The following is a 25916-nucleotide window of genomic DNA, read 5'->3' as shown; positions in this document are numbered from 1 at the left end:
GTGCTCACCATGCCTTCCGCCCCCATCGACGCGCAGCTCGCGAATCCGAGAAGGGGCCAGATCGACCGCATCGGTGTGCGGGTGCTCGAAGAGCTCGTCGAGATGATCGTCACGGGCGCAGTGGCGGTCGGCGAATTCCTGCCCCCCGAGCAGGCGCTGTGCGACGAGTTCGGCGTGAGCCGCACCGTCATCCGCGAGTGCATCAAACGGATCCAAGAAAAGGGCCTGGTCGTCGTCGCCCAGGGGCGCGGCACCCAGGTGCGCCACTTCAACGACTGGAACGTGCTCGACCCCGATGTGTTCGACGCGTTGGTGCGCCATGACGAATCCCTGGGCGTGCTCGACGAGGTGAGCGTCGTCCGAGCGGCCCTCGAAGGCGTCATGGCCGGCGAAGTGGCGAGCACCGGTAGCCCCGAATCCCTGATCCTCATCCGCGGACATCTCGAGGACATGCGGCGCCTGCAGGACGACAACCCGGCCTTCCTCGAGGCCGACAAGGACTTCCATCTCGCCACCATGTCGGCCAGCCGCAACCGCATCGCGGCGACCATCGCGCGTTCGTTCTTCGTGCGACCCCGGCAGTCGCTGCGCTGGGAAGGGAACAACCCCGAAGACGCCGTCGAGCGCACGCTGGCGGAGCACGAGCGGGTGTTCGCCGCCATGGAGGCGGGAGACCCCACCGCCGCGCGCGTCGCCATGGAGGAGCACATCCTCGGTTCGTGGCGTCGACGCCGTCTCCCCGACGGCGACCACCACCTGCACCCCTGACGCGTCGCCCGCTGCGCCCCGTCCGCTCCGCGCGGGCGTGTCTCACCCGCTCGATAGGATGGGGTGTACCGCCGGAATCAGACGCGAGGAGCGCACATGCCCGGAATCGTGATCGTCGGCGTCCAGTGGGGCGACGAAGGCAAGGGCAAGGCCACCGATCTGCTCGGTGAACGAACCGACTGGGTGGTGAAGTTCAACGGCGGCAACAACGCCGGGCACACCGTCGTCATCGGCAACGAGAAGTACGCGCTGCACCTGCTGCCCAGCGGCATCCTGTCTCCGGGTGTCACCCCCGTCATCGGCAACGGTGTCGTCGTCGACCTCGAGGTGCTCTTCAACGAGCTCGAGGCTCTCAACGCGCGCGGTCTCGACACGAGCCGCCTCAAGATCAGTGCCAACGCGCACATCATCACGCAGTACCACCGCACCCTCGACAAGGTCACCGAGCGCTTCCTCGGCAAGCGCATGATCGGCACCACCGGCCGTGGAATCGGCCCGGCGTACGCCGACAAGATCAACCGCGTCGGCATCCGCGTGCAGGACCTCTTCGATGAGAACATCCTGCGGCAGAAGGTCGAGGGTGCCCTCGACCAGAAGAACCACCTGCTGGTGAAGATCTTCAACCGCCGCTCGATCACGGCCGACGAGATCGTCGAAGACCTGCTGTCGTACGCCGAGCGCGTGCGCCCCATGGTGGCCGACACGTCGCTGCTGCTGAACGACGCGCTCGAAGCGGGCGACGTCGTCGTCTTCGAGGGTGGCCAGGCCACCATGCTCGACGTCGACCACGGTACCTACCCCTTCGTCACCTCCTCCTCGGCGACCGCCGGCGGCGCGTCGACCGGCTCGGGAGTGGGCCCCAATCGGCTCGATCGGATCGTCGGCATCGTCAAGGCGTACACGACCCGCGTCGGCTCGGGTCCGTTCCCGACCGAGTTGTTCGACGAGAGCGGCGACTGGCTGCGCTCCCGTGGCTTCGAGTTCGGTACGACCACCGGTCGTCCCCGCCGAGTCGGGTGGTACGACGCCCCCATCACGCGGTACGCCACGCGCATCAACGGCATCACCGATCTGGTGCTGACCAAGCTCGACATCCTCGGCGGTCTCGAACAGATCCCCGTGTGCGTCGCCTATGACGTCGACGGCGAGCGGTTCGACGATCTGCCGGTGAACCAGACCGACTTCCACCATGCGAAGCCGATCCTCGAGTACTACCCCGGCTGGAGCGAAGACATCTCCACCGCCCGCACGTTCGACGACCTGCCGCAGAACGCGCAGGACTACGTGCTGGCGCTCGAGAAGATGAGCGGCACGCGCATCTCGGTCATCGGCGTGGGCCCGGCTCGCGACCAGGTGATCGTGCGACACGACCTCATCGACTGATGCGTTTCTGGGTCGGTGCCTACGCCCCGGACACCGGGTCGGCGGAGGGCATCGGCATCCTGCAAGCGGGGGAGCGCGACGCGCTCGGCGCCGGTGGCCCCCTCGGCATGGTCGCGACCGCGGCCGAGGTGCCCGGATCGCCGTCGTGGGTGGCCGCCCATCCCTCGAACGACGACATCCTGTATGCCGCCGTCGAGTTCGACGGCACGGTCCAAGCGTTTCGCCGATCGAGTGAGACGCGGCTGTCCCCCCTCGGCCCGCCCGTCGAGGCCGGCGGAGCGGTGTGCCACGTCGCTGTCTCGCCCGACGCCTCGTTCTTGATCGCGAGCTGTTGGGGCGACGGGCGAGTCGTCCGCATGGCGCTGGATGCGCAGGGGCGGCCGTCGCGTCCGATCGTCTCCGCCGAGGCCGCCGATCCCTACGGGGCATCCTCGGAGCAGGCCAGCGTGTCTACCGGCGCCCGGGTCTCGGGCGCGGTCGTCCCCGATCTCGCCGCCGCAGCGCGCGCGCTCCGCGAGGCCGCGGGCGAGGAGTACGCGCACCTCATCCCGGCGTATGACGACGTCCCCCTCACCGATGCGGAATCGGAAGAGGCTGCGGCTGGTGCACGCGTCTCGCGCGCCCATCAGGCGGTGTTCCTGGCCAACGGCCTCGTGGCCACGACAGACATGGGGTTCGACCTCGTGCGCTTCTGGAGCGCGAACGAGGGCGGCTTGATCCTGGTGCAGGAGGTCGCGCTTCCGAAGGGCAGCGGACCCCGCCACGGACTCTGGCATCCATCGGGCCACCTCTACGTCGTCACCGAGCTGAGCTGCGAGGTCTTCGTCTTGGCGCCCGACCGTGCGGGGCGCTGGCACGTGGTCTCGGGCCAACCGCTGCTCGGCACCCTTCCCACCGACACGGCGGCGGAGCTCTCGATGAGCCGCGACGGGACGACGCTGTACGCGGGCGTCCGCGGCAGCGACACCGTGGGCGTGTTGTCCGTTCGCGGGCACGGCGAAGAGGTGCAGTTGCTCGCCCTCGCCGAGACGGGCACGCACTGGCCGCGCCACCACCTCGTCGTCGACGACACCCTCCTCGTGGCGGGTCAGCTGGCGCACGAGATCGTGTCGCTGTCGCTCGACACCCGCACCGGTGTTCCGGGCCGGGTTCGCCACCGCACCCCGTCGCCGTCGCCGACGCGCCTGCTGCCGATGCGCTGAGCGACTGCGTGCGGCCCGCCCCGCGGCGGTCTGCGCGGGATACGGCGTTCACGAGCGTGGCGTCTTCGAGGACCGTCACCGCCGGCGAGGGTCCGGCGGCGGCGCCCATCACGGGGGTCGAGCACGCATAAACGCGATCCGCGCTCGTAAACGCGAGGACAGCGCGTTTATGGGTGCAAAAGGCGTTTATGCGTGGGGGAGCGGGCGTCGCCGGGCGTCGCCGCTCGCCATCCAGGTCGCACCGGGTATCGCGTCCGCGGACACCCATAAACGCGATCCGCGCTCGTAAACGCGGGGGACAGCGTGTTTATGGGCGCGGAGAGCGTTTATGCGTGGGGGTGCGGCGCTGCGCCGCTCTACTTTTTGGCGTCCTGCCGCGGGATGACGATCTGCTTGACGATCAGCAGCACGGAGGCGGTCACGGGGATCGCCACGAGCGCTCCGAGCAAGCCGAGCAGCGTGCCGCCGACGAGTGCGCCGATGACGACCAGAGCACCCGGGATCGAGATGGTGCGGTTCATCACCCGGGGGGTGAGAACATATGCCTCGATCTGCATGTACACCAGGTAGACGATGGCGAAGATGAGGCCCGCGGTCGGGCTGACGATGAGGGTGAACACGGTGGCCGTCGCCCAGAACAGCACCGAGCCGACCAGCGGGATCAGCGTGATGCCGAACGCCATAGCGGCGAGCAGCGCCGCGAAGGGCTGACCGAGGATGGTCAGCACGATGAAGCCGAAGACGGCATTGCACAGCGCCAGCACGACCATCCCGGCGAGGTAGCCACCGACGGAGTCGGTGATCTGACCCGTCATATCGGCGACCGTTTCCCGGCTCCGGGCGGGAGTGAGGCGTACGAGCGAGTTCTTCATCTTGGGCAGGGATGCCAGGAAGTACAGGCTCAGCACCAGCACGATGATCGCGCCCGAGACGAAGGCGCCGATGTTCACGCCGACCTGCAGGAGTCCGCCGCCGATCGCGGCGATGTTGGCGGGGTTCGTGGCGAAGCCCTGCACCTCTTTGAGGACGTCACCGAGGCTGTCGCCGAAGTTGCTCTCGACCCACCGCACGGCGTCGCTGTCGATCAGGTCGTTCACGAAGGTCGGGATGTCGCCGACGAACTGCTCGACCTGCCGGACGACCGGCGGGATGAGCAACCACAGAGCCCCGGCCAGGATGACGGCGAGCCCGCCGAACACGATCACGATCGACCAGGCCCGTGCCAGTCCACGGCGCACCAGGAAGCGCACCAGGGGATCGAGGGCGAGAGCCACGAAGAGGGCGATCGCGATGTAGACGAGCACGGTCGAGAGGCTCGAGAGCGCGAGTCCGAGAAGGATCGCGGTCAGCCCACCGAGGGTCAGGAAGAACCCGGCCGCGTAGGGGCGGGAGACGGCCGACCAGACCGGCTTGTCGCGCGAGGTGGTGGCCCCGGCATCTGCGCCTTCGGCGGTGGGGTCGGGGCGCGTGGATCGGCTCATGCTCACACTGTAGGACTCGCTGAGAGTCGTCCTCGCAGGCTGGCGCCGAACGGTAGGGTCGGAGCGATTGAGGAGGACACATGACCGAGGCCGATCCTTCGACGATTCTGCAGGGGCTGCGCGGAAGTATCGACAACATCGACGCCGCCCTGATCTTCCTGCTGGCGGAGCGCTTCCGCTGCACGAAGCAAGTCGGGGTGCTGAAAGCGAAGCACGGGATGCCGGCATCCGACCCCTCCCGCGAAGAGCAGCAGATCGCCCGGCTCATGCAGTTGGCCGAACAGGCCGACCTCGACCCCGCCTTCGCCGAGAAGTGGTTCAACTTCGTCGTGGCGGAGGTCATCCGTCACCACCGGTCGGCGGCCGCAGAGCCCGCCGCCGACTGACGCGCGGCCTCGAACCGCGCACCGTCGCGGTCGTTGCGACACGCCCGGGCTGACAACTGACGCGTGGCCGCGGGAAGCGGCGACGGTGCCTCGTCCACGCGCGCACGCGTGCCACACGGCATGCGGGATCGCAAGGCCGCGAGCGATTTGCCAGGGAATCCGTCAGCGTGAAACGTTTGTAGAGGCCCGATCACGGGCCGCCCACCCGACCAGTCCGCGGTCGCCGGTGACGACTCGGGGGAGTCGGCCCGGTGAGCGTACGGTCGGCGGCCTGAGCGCCGGATCCGATATCCGACGCTGACGTGCTCCACCCCCGGAGAGCGCCGACGGCTGCCACCCGGGCGTGACCGCTGCGGCCACCCGAGGCCGCTGAGGTGCACACAGTGACCCATCCGCCTGCCTCTGCGGCGCCCGCTTCCACGGCGCCCGCTCTCGCCGCCAAGAATCTCTTCAAGGTCTTCGGCCGCGCCCCTCAGGCCGCCGTCGACAAGCTCCGCTCCGGCGCCCGCCGCGAAGACGTGGCCGACGACGGGACCGCCGCCGTCATCGACGCCAGCTTCGAGGTACAGCCGGGCGAGATCTTCGTCATCATGGGCCTCTCCGGTTCCGGCAAGTCCACGATCATCCGCATGCTGAACGGCCTGCACGAGGCCACCGCCGGAACCGTCGAGGTGAAGGGCGATGCCCTCACCGGCGTCGGCGCCTCGCGCCTGCGGTCGCTCCGGCGCGATCGCCTCGCGATGGTCTTCCAGCACTTCGCGCTCCTGCCGCACCGCACGGTCGCGGCGAATGTCGCGTACCCCCTCGAGCTCCGCGGCGTCGGCAAGACCGAGCGCCTCGCCAAGGCGAACGAGATCCTCGCGCTCGTCGGCCTCGAGGGCTGGGGCGACAAGCTCCCCTCCGCACTCTCGGGCGGAATGCAGCAGCGCGTGGGCATCGCCCGCGCACTCGCCGCCGACACCGACATCCTGCTGATGGACGAGGCGTTCAGCGCCCTCGACCCCCTCATCCGTCGAGAGATGCAGGAGCAGCTGCTCGAGCTGCAGCGGACGCTGAAGAAGACCATCGTCTTCATCACCCACGACCTCAACGAGGCGATGTTCCTCGGCGACCGCATCGCCGTCATGTGCGACGGCCGCATCGTGCAGATCGGTACGCCCGAAGACATCCTCACCGACCCGGCGAACGATTACGTCGAGCAGTTCGTGCAGGACGTCGACCGTGCCCGCGTGCTCACCGCCGGCAACGTCATGGAGCGCCCGCGTCCGCGCGTCGACGCCTCCGCCGGACCCCGCACGGCGCTGCGCCAGATGCGCGACGCCTACATGTCGGCCGTCTACGTCACCGATCGCGACCGCAAGCCGCTCGGCATCATCACCGACCGCGACGCCATAAAGCTCGTCCGCGCCGGCGAGAACTCGCTGCTCGGCAAGCTCAAGCCGCTCCCGCAGAGCGTCGGCGTCGACGACGTGCTGATGAACCTGTTCGTGCCGTCGGTCGAATCACCCCTTCCTCTCGCCGTCCTCGACGCCGACGGTCGCCTCGCCGGAGTCATCCCGCGCGTGACCCTGCTCGCCGCTCTCGGCCCCGGTCCCACCGCCACCGAGGAGCTCACCGTGCTGCCCCAGCCCCTTCCCTCCGCCGAGATCGACGCGGCGCTCGACGGGACCCCCGCCGACGCCGGGGTCACGGCATCCGAGACCGAGGGGGTGCGCTGATGAACGGTTTCCGTATCCCGGTCGGCTCCTGGGTGGATGCCGGCGTGGACTGGGTCCGCGACAACCTCTCGGGCCTGTTCGACGTCGTCGCCCTGGTCGTGCGCTTCCTCGTCGGCGGGCTCAGCGACGTACTGCTCGCCGCTCCCATCGTCGTGGTCATCGTCATCGCGGCCGCCCTCGCGTGGCTGCTGCGCTCGTGGAAGCTTGCCCTGGGAACAGTGATCGGTTTCGCCCTCATCCTCGCGATGGGCCAGTGGGTCACCGCGATGCAGACGCTCGCGCTCGTGCTCGTGGCCACCATCGTGGCGGTGGCCATCTCGGTGCCGCTGGGGATCTGGTCGGCACGCAACGCCACCGTCCGCGCGGTGCTCAAGCCGATCCTCGACTTCATGCAGACGATGCCCGCCTTCGTCTACCTGATCCCGGCGATCACGTTCTTCAGCATCGGCGTGGTGCCCGGTGTCGTCTCGACCGTCATCTTCGCGCTGCCCCCGGGCGTGCGACTGACCGAGCTCGGCATCCGCGGGGTCGACTCCGAGACCGTCGAGGCGGGACACGCGTTCGGGGCCACCCCCGGGCAGATCCTCCGCGGCATCCAGCTCCCGCTCGCGATGCCCACGATCATGGCGGGCGTCAACCAGGTCATCATGCTCGCGCTGTCGATGGCGGTCGTGGCCGGCATCGTCGGGGCCGACGGCCTGGGTAAAGAGGTCGTGCAGTCGATCTCGACGGTCAACCTGCCCAAGGGCGTCGAGGCGGGCCTGAGCGTCGTCGTCCTCGCCGTGTACCTCGACCGGCTCACTGCTGCCCTCGGCAACCGGGCCGACAACCGCGGTTCGTTGCTGGGCGTGCTGGCTCGGCGCCGGGCCGTGCGTTCCGCCGCGGCCGTCGCCGCCGGAGCCACTGCGGCGTCGCATGTCGACACCACCTCGGCGGATGTCGCGAGCGAGGCCGAGCGTGAGAAGGCCTCACCGCGTCGCGCGCCGGTGTCGTCGGGGCGCTGAGTCCCGGCATCCCTCCCTCGTTCTCCGGCGCGAGGGGTCGATTTCCGTCGCACAGGCGAGCTCTCGGCGACAGCGAACGACCCCTCACCCGGGGAAGCACCCACGGAATCACATACGAAACGGAAGAGAACACAGCAATGAACAAGCGACACCTCACCTCCGCCCTCGCCCTCGGCGCCGCGGGCGCCCTGCTGCTCGGCGGCTGCGCGAGCGGCAACATGGCCGAAGGCGGCTCGGGCGACGGCGGCGAGAAGGGCACGATCACCCTCGGCTTCCTGCCCTCGTGGACCGACGGGCTCAGCACCGCGTACCTGCTCGAAGACCAGCTCGGCAAGCTCGGCTACAAGGTCGAGATGCAGACCCTCACCGAGGCGGGTCCGCTCTACACCGGTCTCGCCCAGGGCGACGTCGACATCTACCCCTCGGCTTGGCCCGAGCTGACCCACAAGTCGTACATGGACCGCTACGGCGACAAGATCGAAGACCTGGGCGCGTACTACGACAACGCCAAGCTGACCATCGCGGTGCCCAGCTACGTCGACATCGACTCGATCGACCAGCTCAAGGGCAACGCCGCGCGCTTCGATGGCCGCATCTACGGCATCGAGCCGGGTGCCGGCCTCACCACCCAGACGCAGGAGACCATGCTCCCCGGCTACGGCCTCGACGGCGAGTTCGAGCTGGTGACCTCCTCGACCGCCGCGATGCTCACCGAGCTCGACAACGCGATCGCGGCGAAGAAGGACATCGCCGTGACGCTGTGGCGTCCGTTCTGGGCCAATGACGCCTATGACGTCAAAGACCTCGAAGACCCGCAGGGCCTCATGGGCGACCCCGAGGCCCTCCACTTCCTCGGCACCTCGGGCTTCGAAGAGAAGTACCCGGATGCCGCTGAGTTGATCAAGGGCATCCAGCTCGACGACGAGCAGTACGGCTCGCTCGAAGACCTCGTGGTCAACGAGTACGGCGAGGGCCGCGAGGCCGAGGCCGTGGACGCCTGGCTCGAGAAGAACCCCTCGGCGTTCTCGACGCAGCGCGACTGACCTCTCACACGACGACGCCCCCTTCGCCCTCGCGGTGGAGGGGGCGTCGTCGTGGGGCACGGGCAGGCGGTGCCGCGAACCCGTGAGGAGTCGTCGGCGAGGCCCGTTGGCCGCGGGCTCACCCGATCGCGTGAGTTCTCGTGAAACGCGTGATGAAGCCGGGGTGGTCGGCGGGCATCGCCAGCACTGAGTCGGGGGTGCGTCCGGCGAGCTGGGGGAAGCCGGAGTCGGCGACGAGGCCGTCGTCGAGGACGTCGAGCTCGGCGGTGACCAGCGGCCAGGGCTCGTGCGCGTTGGCGGCCCAGATCGTGCGGCCGAGGTGCTGCTCGTGGAAGCCCCAGCGCGCGGTGAGAAAGCGCGACAGGGGCGTGTCGACCGTGTCGGTGCCGAGTGCGGCCCGCACCCGGGTTCCCGGATGCCGACCCCCGTGACGCCGTGACCGGAACTCGATGCGAGCCCCCTCGGTACGCACTCCCGTCCGGGCCCACCGATACGGCAGGCCGAACAGGGCGCGAGCGGCGAGGACGGGAGCGAGGTGCTCGGCCTCGAGCGTGCGGAAGACGACCCCGCGGCGACCCTCGTCGTCGACGGCGTACGTGCGCACGTTGATCTCGGTGAAGGTGCCCAACAGCGGTACCGGTGGCAGCGGCAGGAACCGGAACTCGCTCAGCACGAACGGCACGAGGCCCACCCAGGCGGAGCCGTCGTGCACGTCGGGGCGGGTCCCCGGTGGGAGGAGCCGCGCCACCTCGCCCGGATCGACGCGCCAGTGCACGAAGACGGCACGGCTCCAGCGCTGCGCGATGACGGCGCGTCCGGGCAGGTCAGGGGCGTGGCGCTCGGTGATCACCGGGCCATTGTGGCCCCGTCGCCTCGGCGCGGAGGGACACTGGACAGATGGTCCCGTCATCTGGTGCAGACCCTCGGCTCGTGGCATCCATCCGCGAACTGCTCGCGGCGCGCGACGCCGGCAAGACGATCTGCCCGTCCGAGGCCGCGCGCGCGGTCGGCGGCGAGGACTGGCGCGAGCTCATGCAGCCGGCACGCGACGCCGCGCATTCGCTGGTCGAGCGGGGAGAGGTCGAGGTCACGCAGAAGGGCGAGGTGGTCGACGTGACCACCGCCCGGGGGCCGGTACGGATTCGTCGCGTGCGCTGAGACGGCTGCTGTGGCCGCTGCAGAATCGGAGATTCGTACCGGAATCGGATGCCAGCGACCTTGGCATCCGATTCTGCGGCAATTTTCCGATTCTGCGGTGCGGTGCGGTGCGGTGCGGTGCGGCGGGGCGGGTGCTCGCTGAGGCGCCCGTGTTCGGCAGCTCGAGGCGGGGCCGAGTCGGGAGATGGACCCGGTGGTGGGGCGCTCCACCCATCGCAGAATCGGAGATTCGCACCGGAATCGGATGCCACGGGGTCTCGGAATCCGATTCTGGTTCGGTGTTCCGATTCTGCGGGTGGTGCGGGTGGTCGCGCGCGGGTGTCACTGAGGGCGCGGGTTTCTCAGATCGCGACGCGTTCGTGAGGTGGTGAGGTTGCCGCGGGCGCATCGTCCGTCGTGAAATCGGAGATTGTCACCGGAATCGGATGCCAGAGGGCGCGGCATCCGATTCTGCTGCGGTGTTCCGACTTCGGGGCGCATCGGCCCCGGAGGCGGGCACGGTCAGGCGGCGGAGTCGGGCGCGGTCTCGGCCGGGGGCGCGGATGCCGGGGGCGCGGTCGCTGCCCGCGGGAGTTCGAGAGCCACCTTCTTCTCGAGCACGTCGACGGCCTCGTCCGACAGCAGGATCAGCCCGTCGAGCTCCTCACGGACGCGTTTGTACGCGAGCTGGCGTTCGCTCGGTGTGGCGGCCTGGTCGGTCGCGACGGTGAGCAGCTGCTTGGCGGTGTCGAGGCGTTTGCGCTCGTCGGGGGTGAAGGCGGCGTCTTTGACACGTCGGGCGTCGCGCTCGGCGACGTCGAAGGCGACCTCGTAGTCGGTGACGGCGTCGCGATACTCTCGCAGCCGTTCGGGAGTGAGCGTCTCGCCGTCGTCGGGGCGAAGGTTGTCGGCGGCCTTCTTCGCCCGCAGGAAAGCGGCGGTGAGCGGCTGGCGTCCGTCGCTCATCGCGGGATAGGTGATGAGCTTCGACGCGTCGAGTTCGTACTCGAGCCAGCGGTGGGTGACGGCGTCCTGTGCCGCGACGACGCGCTGCTGTCCGTCGGTGGGGGCCGCAAGGGGGGTGGCGCTGGCGGCGGTCGCGCCGCCCTGTGCGCGGATCAGCTCGAGTTGTTCGCGGTGGCGTCGCCGCGCGGTGACCTCGCGGTGCTTCACCCGTGCGTTGATGGCGCCCATCGTCATTCCGAAGAGGGGGAAGACGAGCCACCAATAGCTGCCGGCGAAGGTCCAGAAGTGATCCACGGCGTCATGCTACGCCGCTCTCCCCAGCGGTTCTCACAAAGGCGATGTCGGCGGCCGATCGCGTGCGGGAGGCGGCCACACCGAGCCGTTCCGCGGCCGCGAATCACCGGCATCCGGGGTCTTCTTCTGGGCTCGTCTGGCGCCTCGCTCGCTCCAGCTGCGAGCGGCCGCTCGGCCCATCGACTCCATCGAGCGGGCGAGGGCGCGCTGAGCCGTCTCGGCCAGGTCGGATGCCACACGCGTCCACGCGTCGTCGCTCTGGGTGTTCGGCTGCTCGCGGTCGCCGCGACGGGCCGCCCGCTCGGCGCGGTCGAAGGCGTGGGCGGTGCGGCGCACGGCGTCGCGATAGGCGAGGAAGTCGGCCGGCTCGAGCCGCGTCTGCACCGAGGCCGGACGCAGCCACTGCGCCTTCTCGTGCGCGCGCAGGAAATCCGCCAGCAGGGGCGAGCGGGAGTCGCTCATCTGCGGGAAGTCGATGGCGAGGCCGGGGTCGGTCTCGTAGGCCATCCACCGGGCGAGGATCGCATCGTGCTCGGCCAGCAGACGGGCGACGGGAAGCGGTGCGCTGCCCGAGCGGATCGCCGGGAGCATGGCCTTTGCGGCTTTGACTCCCGCGCGGCGGGCACGTACCTCGGCCATCGCGGCACGCAGATCTCGTTGTGCATCGGTCAGGCGGCCGCGCGCGGCGGATACCGCGTCGGACGACACCCGGGATGCCGCCCGCTCGGCCTGGGCGCGGACTACCTCGGCGTCGGCGACCTTGACGTCGGCGCGTCCGCGGGTGACGGCGGTGCGCGCGACCTGGAGGTCGAGCACGGCGGCGTCGAGTTCGAGGCGGCGTGCGGCGGCTTTGCCGAGGGGACGCGTTGACCAGGCGCGGACGGCTCGACCGGTCGTGGTCGTCGCACCGGCGGGAAGCGCATGCTGGCGCGAACGGCGCACGCCGAGCCAGCCGACGGTGCCCGCACCGGCCGCTGCCGGGCCGATCCACCACCAGTCGACCAGAAGGGCCATCAGCGGTTCCACGGTCCCCATGCTATGCCGGGCCTCCGACAGCAGGCTGGGCGTCGGGCCGGAATCCGCAGCCGTGGGCCGGGTGCGCCGGCGCCGGGGGCGCCTGTTGCCGCCCCGGCGACAGAAGGCGACCCCGACTGCCGGGGACCGAGGGACTCAGCCGAGGATCAGCGAGATCACCGTGGCACCGCCGCCGGTGAGCACGAGGGCGCCGATCACGACCCACGCGGTGATCTTGACGCGCTTCTGACGCTTGTCGCTGAACACGGTCATGTCGTCGTCGTCATCGGTCATCGCGCGTCTCCTCTCGGCGGTGCGGTGCGGTGCGGTCCGGTGCCCCGGGTCTGAGGCCTCAGGCCGCCGGCTCCGAGACGGTGGGTCCGAAGACCGCGGGGAGCGTCTCGGTCGACAGGCGACGCAGCTCCGAGACGGCGACGGTGAAGACGTCCTGGATCTCGAGGGCGGCCTCGGTGCCGGGCTCGACGTCGGTCACGCCGATGCGCAGCACCGGGTAGCCGCGGCCGTCGCACAATCCGCGGAACTTCACGTCCTCTTCGCGCGGAACGCTCACCAGCACGCGGCCGGTTGACTCGCTGAACAGGGCGGCCGTGGCATCCACGCCGTCGCGCTCCATGAGCTCGGTCAGCCAGACGCGAGCGCCGACGCCGAAGCGCAGGACGCCCTCGGCGAGGGCCTGAGCGAGACCGCCCGATGACAGGTCGTGCGCGCTCGAGACGAGCGACTGCGAGCCCGCGGCCTGCAGCAGCTCGGCGAGCTTGCGCTCCTGGGCGAGGTCGACCTTCGGCGGGCGACCGCCGAGGTGGTCGTGGATCGTGCCGGCCCACTGCGAACCGTCGAGCTCGTCGGCGGTGATGCCGAGCAGGTAGAGGTTCTCGCCGGCATCCTGCCATCCGCTCGGGATGCGCGCGGCGACGTCGTCGATGATGCCCAGGACGCCCACGACGGGGGTCGGGTGGATCGGCTGGTCGCCGGTCTGGTTGTAGAACGAGACGTTTCCGCCCGTGACCGGGATGCCGAGCTCGAGGCAGCCATCGCTCAGACCCTCGACGGCCTGGCTGAACTGCCACATGACCTCGGGGTTCTCGGGGCTGCCGAAGTTGAGGCAGTCGGTGACGGCGGTGGGCACCGCACCCGTGACGGCGACGTTGCGGTATGCCTCGGCCAGGGCGAGCTTCGCACCGTTGTAGGGGTCGAGCTGGTTGTAGCGGCCGTTGCAGTCGGTCGCGATCGCGAAGCCGAGGCCGGTCTCTTCGTCGACGCGGATCATGCCGGCGTCGTCGGGGAAGCTCAGCGCGGTGTTGCCGAGCACGTAGTAGTCGTACTGGTTCGTGATCCACGAGGTGTCGGCGAGGTTGGGGCTCGCGACGAGGGTCGTGAACTGCTCGCGGAGGGTGTCCGCATCCGTCGCTCGGGGCAGCGTCACGGCGGAGTCGGCCTGCAGCGCGTCGATCCACGTCGGGTAGGCGACCGGGCGCTCGTAGACGGGGCCGTCGACCGCGACGGTCGAGGGGTCGACGTCGACGATGCGCTCGCCGTACCAGTCGATGACGAGGCGGCCGTCGCCGGTGACCTCGCCCAGCACGCTCGTCTCGACGTCCCACTTGCCGACGACGGCGAGGAAGGCGTCGAGCTTCTCGGGCGCGACGATCGCCATCATGCGCTCCTGGCTCTCGCTCATGAGGATCTCCTCGGGCGTGAGTGAGGGGTCGCGCAGCAGCACCTTCGAGAGCTCGACTCTCATGCCGCTGTCGCCGTTGGCGGCGAGCTCGCTCGTGGCGCACGAGATGCCCGCGGCACCGAGGTCTTGGATCGCCTCGACCAGATCGTCCTTGTACAGCTCGAGGCAGCACTCGATCAGCACCTTCTCGGCGAACGGGTCGCCCACCTGCACCGCGGGGCGCTTGGTGGGTCCGCCGTCGGCGAAGGTGTCGGATGCCAGGATGCTGGCGCCGCCGATGCCGTCACCGCCCGTGCGGGCACCGAACAGCACGACCTTGTTGCCGACGCCCGTGGCATTGGCGAGCTTGATGTCTTCGTGACGCATGACGCCGACCGCGAGGGCGTTGACGAGCGGGTTGCCCTGGTAGACCGCGTCGAACACGGTCTCGCCGCCGATGTTCGGCAGGCCCAGGCAGTTGCCGTAGAACGAGATGCCGCTGGTGACGCCGTGCACGACGCGCGGGGTGTCGGGGTGGTCGATCGCGCCGAAACGCAGCTGGTCCATGACCGCCACGGGTCGTGCGCCCATCGAGATGATGTCGCGCACGATGCCGCCGACGCCCGTGGCCGCACCCTGGAAGGGTTCGATGTAGCTGGGGTGGTTGTGCGACTCGACCTTGAAGGTGACCGCCCAGCCGTCGCCCACGTCGACGACGCCGGCGTTCTGGCCCATTCCGACCATGAGGCGGGTCTTCATCTCGTCGCTGACCTTCTGGCCGAACTGGCGCAGGTAGATCTTGCTCGACTTGTACGAGCAGTGCTCGCTCCACATGACGGAGTACATCGCGAGCTCGCCGCTGGTGGGGCGGCGACCGAGGATCTCGCGGATCTGGGCGTACTCGTCGCTCTTGAGGCCGAGGGCGCCGTACGGCTGCTCTTTCTCGGGCGTGGCGATCGCGTTCTCGACGGTATCGGCGAGAGCCGTGCGGGCGGCGGAGGGGTTCGGGGTGGTCACGCGGCTGAGCTCCAAGATCGCAGGGGCCGGACGCCAGTCAGTCTAGTTGGGTGGTCCGACGCGGCAGGGCGGTGGGTCGTCGGGAAACGGCCCGTGACATGCCGGCGCTAGCGTGACCTGCATCTACGAAGACTTCGGACGCTGACGGGCCCACGGCCTCGCGCGACCGATCAGCCTGTACGGCTGCGGGAGGGGGGTGCGCGCGCGCCGTCGTCGCGCACCCCCCTCCGCCTCGTAGCGGCATCCCGTCTCGGGCCGAGCGTGTCCGGCCGTCGTCGTCGGGCGGCGGCCGGACACGCTCGCGGCTCTGCGGTCACCGCTCGACCGCGGGCGCGGGATGATGGGGACGGGCCGGGGCTCTGCCTCCCCGTCCCGGAACGGTACAGCATGCGCGTGGTCATCGCCCCCGACAAGTTCAAGGGCACGCTGACCGCGCGTGAGGCGGCGGATGCCATGGCCCTCGCCGTGCGCGACAGGTGGTCCGGCGCCGAGATCGCGATCGTGCCGATGGCCGACGGCGGAGACGGTACCCTCGACGCCCTCGGCGGGGCGAACGTCTACGACGAGGTGACCGGACCGCTCGGCGAACCCGTGCGCGCCGCCTGGCGGCTCGACGGTCGAGCCGCCGTGATCGAGGCGGCGGCGGCATCCGGGCTTCTCCTGGCCGGGGGAGCGGACGCGAACGATCCCTGGGCCGCCACCACCCGTGGCGTCGGCGAGCTCATCGCGCGCGCTCTCGAGGCGGGATCGACACGGGTGGTCGTGGGCAGCGGGGGTGTCGCCTCCACCGACGGCGGGCGCGGCGCGATCGAGGCGTTGAACGCTCACGTGCCCTTCGCTCCCGGGCGGGTGACGGTGCTCACGGACACGACGACGACGTTCGCTCACGCGGCGACGGTCTTCGCTCCGCAGAAGGGCGCGGCCCCCGAGCTCGTCGCCCGCCTGACGGAGCGACTGAGGACGGATGCCGAGGAGTGGGCGGCGCGCTTCGGTGCCGACGTCGCCGATGTTCCCCGGTCGGGGGCGGCGGGCGGTCTCTCGGGCGCTCTGCTCGCCGCCGGTGCCGAGGTCGTGGACGGTGCGGCGTACGTCGCGCACGCGCTCGGGCTGACCGAGGCGCTCGCGGTCTCCGACCTCGCCCTCACCGGCGAGGGCGCCTTCGACGCGACGAGTACCGCGGGCAAGGGCCCGGGACACGTCCTCGCCCTCGCCGCCCGTCTCCGCGTCCCCGCGGTCGTCATCGCGGGGGTCGTCACCGCGGATGCCGTCGGCTCGCGCGTCTTCTCCATGAGCGAGGTCCTCGGCGCCGAGCGCGCTCTCGGCGACGCCGCCGACGCGCTCCGCGTCACGACGACGCAAGCCCTCTGGCAGCTCGACCTCTGAGCCGCCGCGATGAGACGACGTCGGCGTCGGCGTCGGGTGGACGCGCAGCGCCTGCACCGTCGCTCGGGTCCGACGCCGGGAGTCCGATCTTCTCCCGAGGTCCGTGAACCGACGAGGGGCGATCGCGGGGATCGGATGAACGCAGGATCGGATGCCGCGGAATCACTCGTCCGATTTCGGCGCGATTCTCCGACTCTGTCGTGCGAACCCCGCGTCAGCCTCCGGTCTTCGCGATCCGCACCCGGATGTCCTTCATCAGCGGCTGATCGCTCTGGCGGCTGTAGTCGTCGGGGCCGAGCAGCACGTTCAGCTCGGGGAAATAGCCGGCGGCGCTACCACGCGGGGTGTCGTACTCCAGCGCGCGGAACGCGGTGACGCTGCGCACCGACCCGTCGCGCGAGGTGGCGACGATGTCGACGAGGTCGCCCTCGGCGATGCCGCGCTCCTTCATGTCGCGCCGGTTCATGAACACCAGCTCGCGGATGTTGCGGACGCCCCGGTAGCGGTCGTCGGCCGAGTAGATCGTGGTGTTCCACTGATCGTGCGAGCGCATGGTCTGCAGTACCAGCACGTCGGCCTCTGCGGGGATGACGTCGGGCAGCTCGGCATCCGAGAACTCCGCCTTGCCGGACGGCGTCTGGAAGTCGCGCTCACGGGCGGGTTGGGGGATACGGAAGCCGTACTGCTGGCGCACGAGCTCGTTGAAGCGCTCGAACCCGGGCAGCGCCTTGGCCATCGTGTCGCGGATGCGGTCGTAGTCGCCGACGTACCACTCCCATGGCGTGCCCGAGTCGGGCATGGTCGCCCGCGCGATGCGCGCGATGATCTCGGGCTCGCTGAGCAGGTGGGGCGACGCGGGCTTGCGGGAGCCGAGTGAGAGCATGACGGAGCTCATGGCGTCCTCGGTCGAGATCGACTGCGGGCCGGACTCCTGCTCGTCGCGCTCGGTGCGGCCGAGGCAGGGGAGGATGAGCGCCTTCTTGCCGTGCGTGAGGTGACTGCGGTTGAGTTTGGTGCTCACGTGCGCGGTCAGCTCGCACCGGCTCATGCCCTCGGCGGTGAGCGCGGTGTCGGGGGCGGCGCGCACGAAGTTGCCCCCCATGCCGAGGAAGACCTTCAGATCGCCGCGGTGCAGGGCCGCCACCGTGTGCACGGTGTCGAGACCGGGCTCGCGGGGCGAGGTGATGCCGCAGACCTCGTCGAGCTTCGCGAGCCAGTCCTCGGTGGGCTTGTGGTTGATGCCGCACGTGCGGTTGCCCTGGACGTTGCTGTGACCGCGCACGGGAGAGGGACCCGTGCCCTTGCGGCCGACGTTGCCGCGCAGCAGCAGCAGGTTGACGATCTCGCGCACGGTGTCGACGCCGTGCTGGTGCTGGCTCACGCCCAGGCACCAGCTGATGACGCACGCCTTCGAGGCGAGGTAGACGGCGGCGGCTGCGCGGATCTCGGCCTCGGTGAGACCCGCCTGCTCGACCAGTTCGTCCCAGGTCGTGGCCTCGACGAGCGCGCGGTAAGCGTCGAGCCCGCTCGTGTACCGGTCGAGGAACGCCTGATCGAGGGCGCTCGGGTCGGTCTCGGACGCCTCGAAGACGACCTTGGCCATACCGCGGATCAGCGCGAGGTCGCCGCCCGGGCGCACCTGCAGGTTCATCGTGCTGGTCGGAGTCGAGTGGAAGGTCGCCATGTCGACGATCTCGTGCGGAACGATCGTGCGGGTGCCGGCGACCTCGCGCAGAGGGTTGACGTGCACGATCTGCGCCCCGCGGTCGATGGCCTCGGCGAGGCTCGTCAACATGCGCGGCGCGTTCGAGGCGGCGTTCACCCCGAGGATGAACAGCGCGTCGGCGTTCTCCCAGTCCTCGAGGTCGGCGGTGCCCTTGCCCGTGGCGAGGGATGCCGTGAGCCCGCGGCCGGAGCCCTCATGACACATGTTCGAGCAGTCGGGGAGATTGTTCGTCCCGAGTTCGCGCGCGAACAGCTGGTAGAGGAAGGACGCCTCGTTGCTCAGGCGACCCGAGGTGTAGAACGCGGCCTGGTCGGGGGAGTCCATCGCCGTGAGCTCGTGGGCGATCAGGCGGAAGGCGTCGTTCCACGAGATCGGCACGTAGTGATCGGTCTCGGCGTCGTAGACCATGGGGCCGACGAGGCGACCCGCGTCCTCGAGCTCGAAATCGCTCCACTGGGACAGCTCGCTGACGGAGTGCTCGGCGAAGAACTCCTTGCCGACGCGCTTGTGGGTCATCTCCCACGTGACGTGCTTGATGCCGTTCTCGCAGATGTCGAGGGTCACGCCCTTGTCGTCGGGCCACGCGCACCCGGGGCAGTCGAAGCCGCTCTTGGGGTGGTTCATCGTGAACATCGCCTTGGTGCCGGCGACCGGTTGGCGCTGCTCGAGCAGCACCTTGCCGACGGTCAGAGCGGCGCCCCAGCCGGCGGCCGGGTGCTCGTAGGGCCCGGTGCTCGACCACTCGCCGTCGACCCGTGGGCCGAGGCCTCCCTGGCGCGGTTCCTCGGTCATCAGTCCGAACGATTCACCCATGTTCACCCTCCGTGGATTCCGGCGTCGAGTCGATGGCATCCACACACCGCCCGCCTCTCGTCAGCGTACGCTCGTCATCTTTTCGGCGGAGGGGGTTGTGGATGCCGGGGCCTCGGGGACACGGACACGGTCGGCGCGCGTGTAGAGGTTCATACTGTTGCCGCGCACGAAGGCGGCGAGGGTCAGCCCGGCGCGCTCGGCGAGTTCGATCGCGAGAGACGACGGCGCCGAGACGGCGGAGAGCATCGGGATGCCGGCCATGACGGCTTTCTGCACGAGCTCGAAGCTGACGCGGCCCGAGACCTGCAGCACCGTGTCGCGGAGGGGGAGTCGGTCGTTCAACAGGGCCCAGCCCACGACCTTGTCGACGGCGTTGTGTCGCCCGACGTCTTCGCGGGCGACGAGCAGCTCGCCGGTCGCGGCGTCGAACAGGGCGGCGCCGTGCAGGCCGCCGGTCTTGTCGAACGTCTTCTGCTGCTCGCGGAGGCGATCGGGGAACGCCGCGACCTCGTGCGGCGACACCGAGAGGGGATCGGTGGAGACGTCGTACGTCGACACCTTCTCGACCGCCTCGATCGAGGCCGTGCCGCACACCCCGCACGAGCTCGTCGTATAGAACGAGCGCGCGATGTCGGGGGAAGGAAGAGCCATGCCCGGGGCCAGGGTGAGGTCGAGCACGTTGTAGGTGTTGCCGTCGGCGCCGCCGGTACCCGGCCCGCCGCAGTGGATCGCACGGGCGAAGTCCTCACCGCGGCTGATCACGCCCTCGGACACGAGGAAACCCGCCGCGAGCTCGACGTCGTGACCGGGCGTGCGCATCGTGACGGCCAACGGCGAGCCCGCGACGCGGATCTCGAGCGGTTCTTCGACCGCGACGGCATCCGGCCGCTGGCGGTTCGCGCCGTCGAGAGTGATGCGCGTCACTCGACGCGAGGCGGTGAGGCGGCCCATGTCAGGGCCGCGCCGAGGAGCAGAAGGGGGTCATGGGTCGAGCGTACGCCGGGCCTCCGACGTCGCGGGCGGGCGATCGAGGCGCGATGTCGACCGGATTCTCCGGACGGGGATGCCGGGCCGACCACGTCGTCGGGACGCGTCCCGCCGCGGAATCTCGTGGGAGATGGCCATCCGCATTCCCGCGGAGACAGATTCGCCGGACTTTTTCACGTCCGGCGTGACGATTCCTGCCCCCGGTACGTCTGAGTCATGTAGGCCGAAGCGCCCACCCCGGACACCCGGGTCCAGACATTCGAAAGGCACGGACATGGCTGAGAACGCCCCCACCACCCCCGCTGCGCAGAACGTCCCCCAGTCGGCGTCGCGCGTGAACCGTCCGCTCAACGGCCGCGGCCAGGACGCTCCCGTCGAGGGCAAGACCTCGATCGCCGAGGGCGTCGTCGCCAAGGTCGCCGGCATCGCGACCCGTGAGGTCGCCGGTGTGTACGCCCTGGGTGGCGGCGGAGCCCGCGCGCTCGGCGCCATCCGTGACGCGATCAACGCCACCGACCTGACGCAGGGCGTCAAGGTCGAGGTGGGCGAGACGCAGGCCGCCGCCGACATCACGATCGTCGTCGAGTACGGCGCCCCGATCCAGGAGGTCGCCGACCAGGTGCGCTCGCGCGTCGCCGGTGCCATCACCCGCCTCGTCGGCCTCGAGGTCGTCGAAGTCAACGTCGACGTGAACGACGTCCACATCCCGGGCGACGACAACAACGACGACGACAGCAACGAAAAGCGCGTCCAGTGAGCGCCTCCACCAAGGGCGCTCTCGCCGGCCTGGTACTGGCCCTCAGCGCTCTGATCTTCGGCTTCTGGGGCTTCATCCTCGTCGCCCTCTTCATGGCGATCGGCGTGGTCGTCGCTCGCATCACGGCGGGTGAACTCGACTTCGGCAACATCGTCAACGCCTTCAAGGGTCGGAGCACATCGTGACCACCGTCACCGCTTTCCCCGGGGTCGGCAACCGCACCACGGTTGCCGGCCCCGGCCTCCCCGCCGGTCGGGTGTCCATCTCCGACCGCGTACTGCAGAAGACGGCCGAGCGGGCCGCCGCCGACATCGTCGGTGTGGATGCCAAGAGCGTCCGCGTCGAGATCGTCTCGGCCCGCGACACCGCGGCGGTGCGCGTGACGACCCCGTTCCCCGTCCCCCGCCTCGACGACACCGAGGCCGTGCGCGCCGCGACTCCCGTGCTGGAGGCCGCGCGCGTCGCGCAGACCGAGCTGCGTTCGCGTCTGACCCACTTGTTCGGCCGCGAGATCTCGCGCGTCGACCTCACCATCTCGGGCGCTACCGCCCCTCAGCGAAAGCGAGTGCTGTGATGACTGACACCGTGCTCCGCACCGTCGTGCGTCGCGAGACCCACTCGCCCCGCACCGTGGCGATGCTCGTCGTGGTCGTGCTGCTGCTGCTCGTCCTCGCGTACGCCGCGGTCGAGATCATCCTCGACCTTGCCGGGGCCCAGCCCCTGCTGGCTTCCCCGGGTGAGGCGCTGAACGCCGTGGTCGCGGCGCCCACCGCTCTCATGCCGGCCGCCTTCATCGGCGGCGGGGTCGTCCTGGCCATCGTCGGACTCATCGTGCTCGTTCTGGCTCTCAAGCCCGGCCGCCTCTCGCGCCACGAGATGTCGTGGGGGGAGCGTGCCGTCGTCGTGGACAACGGCGTCGTGGCATCCGCCCTCGCTCAGCACCTCAGCAACGAATCGGGCATCGCGCGGGACGACATCGTCGTCGGCGTCGCCCACCGCTCCGTCGACGTGACGGTGCGGCCCCCGGTCGGCATCCCGGTCGACGAGGCGCAGCTGCGCCGCATCGTCGACGAGGAAGTCACCTCGTACAAGCTCTCGCCCGCCGTGCGCACCCACCTGCGCGTGCAGCGTCCCGACACCAAGGAGTCCTGATGAACGCGACGCGACGCGGTCTGAACCGCTTCCTGCTCTTCCTGGTCGCCCTGGTGCTGCTGGGCCTGGGCGCTCTCGCCCTCGTCGTGGGGCTCCTCCCGGGCGGTACCGGCACATGGGGCTCCGTCATGGGCGGCTTCCAGGGCTGGCTCGAGTCGCTGGGTCGTGAGTCCGCCGGCTGGGGCGCCGTCGCTGCGATCGTGGTGCTGGCCGTCATCCTCATCCTGATCGCCTCGGCCGCCGTGCGCGGTCGTCGTCAGGCCCCGCTGCAGTCCACCGGCAGTGCGAACGACGAGGGACGCATCACCGTCACCGACGGCTTCGCCTCCGAGGCACTGAAGAACGCGCTGGGCGAGCGTGACGAGATCCTCTCGTCTCGCATCACCGCCGGTGAGGTCGGAAAGCAGTCCGTGCTGCACGTGGCGGTCACCCCGCGTCAGAACACCTCGCCCCGTGAGGTCGCCGAGCACGTCGACACGCTGGTGACGAACCTTGCCGCGCTCACGGGCCAGAACCTGCGCGCCTACATCTCGATCCACTCGGGTCTGCGCGCGAAACTCGCGCGCGACAACACCCGCGTTCACTGACACCCACGAGGAGACGTGATGTCCATCACCGATGCGACCATCGACCCGCCCGACCTCGACGCGGCGGCGACGCTCGCGGCGACCGCCGCCGGTTCCGTTCCTGGCGTCCACGCTCTCGGCAGCTTGATCGGACGGGCGTCGGACGCCGTCCGTGAACGCGTCGGCCTGGCGAGCACCGCACCCGGCGTCAAGATCGACACCGACCGTGCCGGCTCGGTCACTGCGACCATCTCGCTGGTCGTCGATTATCCCCACAAGCTGCGCGAGGTGGCGGGCGACGTGCGCACCGCGGTGGTCTCGGCTCTCGAGCCGCTCGGCCGCGGCACGATCGAGGTCGACGTCGTCGTGACCGGCGTCTTCGGTCCCTTCGACCGTGATGTGGTCGCCGAAGCCGAGGAGAAAGCGGATGCCGTCGCCGCCCGCGCGTCAGACGTGGCCGATGAGGTGAAGGCCAAAGCGCAGGACGTCGCGGATCGCACGTCGACCGCCGTCGATGATGCGCGCGAGAGGTCGAAGGATCTCGCGGCCAGTGCCTCGGAGACCGTCGATGCCGCCGTCGCCAAGACGAAGGACGTCGCCGCCGGGGCCGCGGCCGCCGTGGACGAGACCGTCCGCCAAGCGCGTGAGCGTGTGACCACGGCCGACGCGGAGTCGGACATCGATGCCGCGGATCGCCTGACCGACGGCCTCGAGCCCGAGCGCCCGCGTGCCTCCGACGAAGATCGGGGCGACGATCGTGCCGACGTGAGCGACGTCGTCGCCGAGGCGCTCGAGGATGCGGCGATCGACATCGCGATCGCCGCCGACGAGGTGCGCGCCGACGAGAAGACCCCGGCGGTCGACGACGTGCAGTCGGTTGTTGAGGAGGAGCGCCCCCGCGGCTGACGACACCGATGCGGAAGGGCGACCCGGCTTCGGCCGAGTCGCCCTTCCTGCTGCATCAGTCGATGGTCGTCAGAACGACCACTGCTGATTCCACGCGCCCGTGCAGGTGTCGATGACCTGCTGTGTCCCGGAGCTCGTCGATCCGTTCGGGTCGGTCAGGCAAAGTCCCGAGCTCGGGTTGTAGACCGTTTTGTCGTCACGCAGAACCCACCACTGGTAGCCCAGATCGTTGCAGGACCAGAGTTGCACCACGCTGCCGGGACTGCTGCCCTTCACGTCGAGGCACTTCCCGTTCGAGCGGAATGTTCCGTCGGACCAAGAGCTCCATGTCTGATTCGACGACGAGTCGCAGGTCTGGAGCTCAACGGGGGTGTAGTTGGCACTGGAGCCGCCTCGGAGCCCCAAGCACATGGCCAGCGAACCCGGACCGCCGAACGTGACCGAACCCAGCTGTGTCGCTGTCGTCGACGCCTGTTTGCTCACGGCTCCCGATACCCACGACTGCACGGCGTACGTCACCGAGTAGGTGAGGGTACCCGAAGGAGCGCAGCGCGCGATCTTGTTCGCTGTCGTGCCACTGGCGCACGTGAGCTTGTTCGCACCGTCGTCGATCGTGATGTTCGTCGCGGTACGGACCGGTGATGTGTAAGACGTGGTCGATGTGTTGCCGTTTCCGATGGTGGAGACACCGTTCACGAGGTTGGCTCCCCATCCCCACAGAGCGCCGCTCGACGTCACGCCGTACGTCTGAGAGCCGCCGTCGACGACGTCTGCGAAGTTCGGGATGTCGCTTCCCGACGCGATGACGGCGGAGCTGCTCGAGGTCGTGCTTCCGTTGCCGAGCGGCCCGGATGCGTTCAGGCCGGCGCTGGACAGGGTGCCGTCGGCGGCCACCGCGCTGACATGCGATCCGCCGACTGACACCTTGATGAACTCCTGCGAGCCCAGCCCTTTGAAGGACACCGTGTCGCTGGTCGAGCCGTTGCCGAGCTGCCCGTCGGTATTCCTCCCCCAGCCCCACACCGAGTTGTTGTTGAGCAGAGCCGCGACGGTCGTCCCGTTGGATGACAGCTGCGTGGCGTACAGACCCGTGCGGAAGGTCACCTGCACGAAGTCGGCCGACGCGGAGTCCGTGGATCCGGTCCCCAGCTGGCCGTAGTTGTTCGATCCGCGACACCAGACGGAGCCGTCGGATGCCAGTACGCAGAACCCCTTCGTGATCTGGACGATCTTGCGCCCGCCCGAAGAACTGGCTCTCCCGAACAGGCTCATGCCCCGCTGCGGCCAGCTGCCGAGCGAGCCCGTCGCGGTCGCCGCGGCTGGCGTCGTCTTCGGCCGATAGGAGAGCGCATGGAAGATGCCGGCGCCCCGCCCACTCGACTCAGCGGTAGCGCGAGGGCAGGGCAAAAGCGATCTCGAGCGGAACGGACGTCACGGCGTATTCGACCTTCTGGCGCGAGAGGCGGCGGTGCTCTCGAGGGAGAGCGCTTCAGCGCGGGTCGAGCGCGCGGAGGTACCGTCTCGTCATCCAGGCCTGCACCGCGCGACCCAGCGGGGCGCCGATGCGCGTGAACCAGCGTCCGGGCGCCGAGAACGCGGCGATGGCGAAGACGACCTCCCCCGTCGGGGCGAGCGTCAGGGTGAATCGTTCTTCCCCGCGCTCCGGGTGCCCCGGGAGGGTGCCGTAGGCGAAACCGGCGACGGTATTGGTGCGGTCGGCCCACACGACGAGGCAGGGAATGCGGACGCTCAGGATGCCGACCCCCAACCGCATCGTCACGCGTGTGCCCTCGCGCATCGGCGTCTCGGACGCCTCGACCCGGGCTCCCGCGCGCCGTTGCGCCTCACCGGCGAGAAGGGCATCGGCGGCCGTCGCGAAGACCTCCGGACCGCGCCCGATCACCCGTCGAACGCGCACGTGGTGATACCCGGGCGGCATCCGACCGGCGGTCGCGCCGACCTCGTCGTATGTCAGCTCGTCCATGCGCCCACGGTAGAGGGGTGAGAGGTGGCGCGGTCCGGGGTTGTGCCGACGGAATGTCGGAGGAGGCTGCGAAGATGGCTGCATGATCGAGTTCCGAGACGCGCGCCGGGCCGACATCGACGCGATGGTCGACGTGCAGAACGCGATCCATCGCGCGGGACTGCGATCGTCGCAGTCCGACGCGGCGTTCGTCGAGGAGCGGTACTTCGACCCCGAGCACTCGATCGCCTGCACCGTGGCGGACCGCGACGGCGTGGTGGTCGGCTTCCAGTCCCTGAAGCGCGCCTGGCCCGGCAACCCCTACGGGGTCGACGAGGGCTGGGGCATCATCGGCACGCACATCGACCCCGAGGTAGGGCGTAGCGGGATCGGCCGCAGCCTCTTCGCGAGGACCCTCGCGGCGGCGGAGGCCGCGGGCCTGCGCCACATCGACGCGACCATCGGCGCCGACAACGCGCCCGCCCTGGCGTACTACGCCGCGATGGGGTTCGCGCCCTATCGCGACGGCGTTGAAGCGATCCCGCACCGCCTCGACCTCTGACCCGCGCCTA

The 25916-nt window shown here is 69.8% G+C and carries 26 protein-coding genes; 16 read left to right on the top strand and 10 right to left on the bottom strand.

What is annotated here, in order from left to right:
* Window positions 1-9: 9 nt before the first annotated feature.
* The 3 genes from MTE01_RS09005 to MTE01_RS08995 all read left to right on the top strand — a co-directional run bounded on the left by MTE01_RS09005 (window position 10) and on the right by MTE01_RS08995 (window position 3353).
* Window positions 10-768, top strand: a complete 759-nt coding sequence (locus tag MTE01_RS09005; RefSeq protein ID WP_116239728.1) for a FadR/GntR family transcriptional regulator — start codon at window positions 10-12, stop codon at window positions 766-768.
* A 96-nt stretch (window positions 769-864) separates the two neighbouring features.
* On the top strand, window positions 865-2151 hold the full coding sequence (locus MTE01_RS09000; RefSeq protein ID WP_141376983.1) for an adenylosuccinate synthase: 1287 nt from the start codon (window positions 865-867) through the stop codon (window positions 2149-2151).
* The gene (locus MTE01_RS08995) at window positions 2151-3353 is read left to right on the top strand and encodes a lactonase family protein (RefSeq protein WP_141376981.1); all 1203 of its coding nucleotides are present in this window, start codon (window positions 2151-2153) and stop codon (window positions 3351-3353) included. Before MTE01_RS09000 ends, MTE01_RS08995 begins: the two co-directional genes overlap by 1 nt.
* 356 nt (window positions 3354-3709) lie before the next feature.
* Here MTE01_RS08995 and MTE01_RS08990 read toward each other — a convergent pair whose 3' ends face one another.
* Window positions 3710-4834 (bottom strand): AI-2E family transporter, encoded by a 1125-nt coding sequence (locus MTE01_RS08990; protein WP_141376979.1) that lies wholly within the window; start codon window positions 4832-4834, stop codon window positions 3710-3712.
* A gap of 80 nt (window positions 4835-4914) precedes the next feature.
* On the opposite strand from MTE01_RS08990, the gene MTE01_RS08985 reads away from it, so the two are divergent.
* From MTE01_RS08985 to MTE01_RS08970, 4 genes are all read left to right on the top strand, one after another.
* Window positions 4915-5220 carry a chorismate mutase gene (locus MTE01_RS08985; protein ID WP_103207297.1) on the top strand — a complete coding sequence of 102 codons (306 nt, stop codon included), beginning with the start codon at window positions 4915-4917 and terminating at the stop codon, window positions 5218-5220.
* 383 nt (window positions 5221-5603) lie between these two features.
* Window positions 5604-6938: a quaternary amine ABC transporter ATP-binding protein gene (locus MTE01_RS08980; RefSeq protein WP_141376977.1), complete on the top strand. Its 1335-nt coding sequence runs from the start codon at window positions 5604-5606 to the stop codon at window positions 6936-6938.
* Entirely contained in the window at window positions 6938-7942 is a 1005-nt protein-coding gene (locus MTE01_RS08975) for an ABC transporter permease (protein ID WP_141376975.1), read from the top strand. The genes MTE01_RS08980 and MTE01_RS08975 overlap by 1 nt, the downstream gene beginning before the upstream one ends.
* 137 nt (window positions 7943-8079) lie before the next feature.
* Window positions 8080-8985 (top strand): glycine betaine ABC transporter substrate-binding protein, encoded by a 906-nt coding sequence (locus tag MTE01_RS08970; protein WP_141376973.1) that lies wholly within the window; start codon window positions 8080-8082, stop codon window positions 8983-8985.
* A gap of 118 nt (window positions 8986-9103) precedes the next feature.
* Here the strand turns inward: MTE01_RS08970 and MTE01_RS08965 are convergent, their stop codons facing one another.
* A complete protein-coding gene (locus MTE01_RS08965) occupies window positions 9104-9835 on the bottom strand; it encodes a YqjF family protein (RefSeq protein WP_141376971.1) in 732 nt (243 codons plus the stop codon).
* An 80-nt stretch (window positions 9836-9915) separates the two neighbouring features.
* Between MTE01_RS08965 and MTE01_RS08960 the strand changes: the two genes are divergently transcribed.
* Complete coding sequence (locus MTE01_RS08960) at window positions 9916-10143, top strand: DUF3253 domain-containing protein (RefSeq protein ID WP_246078151.1); 228 nt, start codon at window positions 9916-9918, stop codon at window positions 10141-10143.
* Window positions 10144-10644: 501 nt separating this feature from the next.
* On the opposite strand, the gene MTE01_RS08955 is transcribed toward MTE01_RS08960, so the two are convergent.
* From MTE01_RS08955 to purL, 4 genes are all read right to left on the bottom strand, one after another.
* Window positions 10645-11382 carry a hypothetical protein gene (locus MTE01_RS08955; protein WP_246078149.1) on the bottom strand — a complete coding sequence of 246 codons (738 nt, stop codon included), beginning with the start codon at window positions 11380-11382 and terminating at the stop codon, window positions 10645-10647.
* 33 nt (window positions 11383-11415) lie between these two features.
* A complete protein-coding gene (locus tag MTE01_RS08950; protein ID WP_141376969.1) occupies window positions 11416-12408 on the bottom strand; it encodes a hypothetical protein in 993 nt (330 codons plus the stop codon).
* Between the two features lie 144 nt (window positions 12409-12552).
* Window positions 12553-12690 carry a hypothetical protein gene (locus MTE01_RS17035; protein ID WP_170210666.1) on the bottom strand — a complete coding sequence of 46 codons (138 nt, stop codon included), beginning with the start codon at window positions 12688-12690 and terminating at the stop codon, window positions 12553-12555.
* Between the two features lie 58 nt (window positions 12691-12748).
* Window positions 12749-15091 (bottom strand): phosphoribosylformylglycinamidine synthase subunit PurL, encoded by a 2343-nt coding sequence (purL, locus tag MTE01_RS08945; protein ID WP_141376967.1) that lies wholly within the window; start codon window positions 15089-15091, stop codon window positions 12749-12751.
* A 387-nt stretch (window positions 15092-15478) separates the two neighbouring features.
* On the opposite strand from purL, the gene MTE01_RS08940 reads away from it, so the two are divergent.
* Window positions 15479-16474 carry a glycerate kinase gene (locus MTE01_RS08940; RefSeq protein WP_116239625.1) on the top strand — a complete coding sequence of 332 codons (996 nt, stop codon included), beginning with the start codon at window positions 15479-15481 and terminating at the stop codon, window positions 16472-16474.
* 214 nt (window positions 16475-16688) lie between these two features.
* Here MTE01_RS08940 and MTE01_RS08935 read toward each other — a convergent pair whose 3' ends face one another.
* Together MTE01_RS08935 and fdhD are read right to left on the bottom strand one after the other, a co-directional pair.
* A complete protein-coding gene (locus MTE01_RS08935; protein ID WP_103207267.1) occupies window positions 16689-19013 on the bottom strand; it encodes an FdhF/YdeP family oxidoreductase in 2325 nt (774 codons plus the stop codon).
* Window positions 19014-19073: 60 nt separating this feature from the next.
* Window positions 19074-19964 (bottom strand): formate dehydrogenase accessory sulfurtransferase FdhD, encoded by an 891-nt coding sequence (gene fdhD, locus MTE01_RS08930; RefSeq protein ID WP_141376964.1) that lies wholly within the window; start codon window positions 19962-19964, stop codon window positions 19074-19076.
* Between the two features lie 310 nt (window positions 19965-20274).
* Here fdhD and MTE01_RS08925 point away from each other — a divergent pair, with 310 nt between their 5' ends.
* From MTE01_RS08925 to MTE01_RS08900, 6 genes are read left to right on the top strand one after another with little or no spacing between them, the layout of a single operon-like run.
* Window positions 20275-20757: an Asp23/Gls24 family envelope stress response protein gene (locus tag MTE01_RS08925; protein ID WP_103207261.1), complete on the top strand. Its 483-nt coding sequence runs from the start codon at window positions 20275-20277 to the stop codon at window positions 20755-20757.
* On the top strand, window positions 20754-20942 hold the full coding sequence (locus tag MTE01_RS08920) for a DUF2273 domain-containing protein (RefSeq protein ID WP_103207258.1): 189 nt from the start codon (window positions 20754-20756) through the stop codon (window positions 20940-20942). The genes MTE01_RS08925 and MTE01_RS08920 overlap by 4 nt, the downstream gene beginning before the upstream one ends.
* Window positions 20939-21331 carry an Asp23/Gls24 family envelope stress response protein gene (locus MTE01_RS08915; protein ID WP_141376962.1) on the top strand — a complete coding sequence of 131 codons (393 nt, stop codon included), beginning with the start codon at window positions 20939-20941 and terminating at the stop codon, window positions 21329-21331. The genes MTE01_RS08920 and MTE01_RS08915 overlap by 4 nt, the downstream gene beginning before the upstream one ends.
* Window positions 21331-21909, top strand: coding sequence for an Asp23/Gls24 family envelope stress response protein (locus tag MTE01_RS08910; protein ID WP_141376960.1), 579 nt, complete (start codon window positions 21331-21333; stop codon window positions 21907-21909). The genes MTE01_RS08915 and MTE01_RS08910 overlap by 1 nt, the downstream gene beginning before the upstream one ends.
* Entirely contained in the window at window positions 21909-22496 is a 588-nt protein-coding gene (locus MTE01_RS08905) for a hypothetical protein (protein WP_103207251.1), read from the top strand. Before MTE01_RS08910 ends, MTE01_RS08905 begins: the two co-directional genes overlap by 1 nt.
* 18 nt (window positions 22497-22514) lie before the next feature.
* A complete protein-coding gene (locus tag MTE01_RS08900) occupies window positions 22515-23381 on the top strand; it encodes an Asp23/Gls24 family envelope stress response protein (RefSeq protein ID WP_141376958.1) in 867 nt (288 codons plus the stop codon).
* 69 nt (window positions 23382-23450) lie between these two features.
* On the opposite strand, the gene MTE01_RS08895 is transcribed toward MTE01_RS08900, so the two are convergent.
* Together MTE01_RS08895 and MTE01_RS08890 are read right to left on the bottom strand one after the other, a co-directional pair.
* On the bottom strand, window positions 23451-24653 hold the full coding sequence (locus tag MTE01_RS08895; RefSeq protein WP_141376956.1) for a ricin-type beta-trefoil lectin domain protein: 1203 nt from the start codon (window positions 24651-24653) through the stop codon (window positions 23451-23453).
* Window positions 24654-24870: 217 nt separating this feature from the next.
* Window positions 24871-25365 carry a DUF1990 domain-containing protein gene (locus MTE01_RS08890; protein ID WP_141376954.1) on the bottom strand — a complete coding sequence of 165 codons (495 nt, stop codon included), beginning with the start codon at window positions 25363-25365 and terminating at the stop codon, window positions 24871-24873.
* An 82-nt stretch (window positions 25366-25447) separates the two neighbouring features.
* On the opposite strand from MTE01_RS08890, the gene MTE01_RS08885 reads away from it, so the two are divergent.
* Window positions 25448-25906: a GNAT family N-acetyltransferase gene (locus tag MTE01_RS08885; protein WP_103207239.1), complete on the top strand. Its 459-nt coding sequence runs from the start codon at window positions 25448-25450 to the stop codon at window positions 25904-25906.
* Window positions 25907-25916 lie beyond the last annotated feature (10 nt).

The organism is Microbacterium testaceum, from assembly GCF_006539145.1.
Classification (GTDB): domain Bacteria; phylum Actinomycetota; class Actinomycetes; order Actinomycetales; family Microbacteriaceae; genus Microbacterium; species Microbacterium testaceum.
Note: the sequence above shows the minus strand (reverse complement) of the source record. Positions and strands in the feature narration are given on the sequence as shown.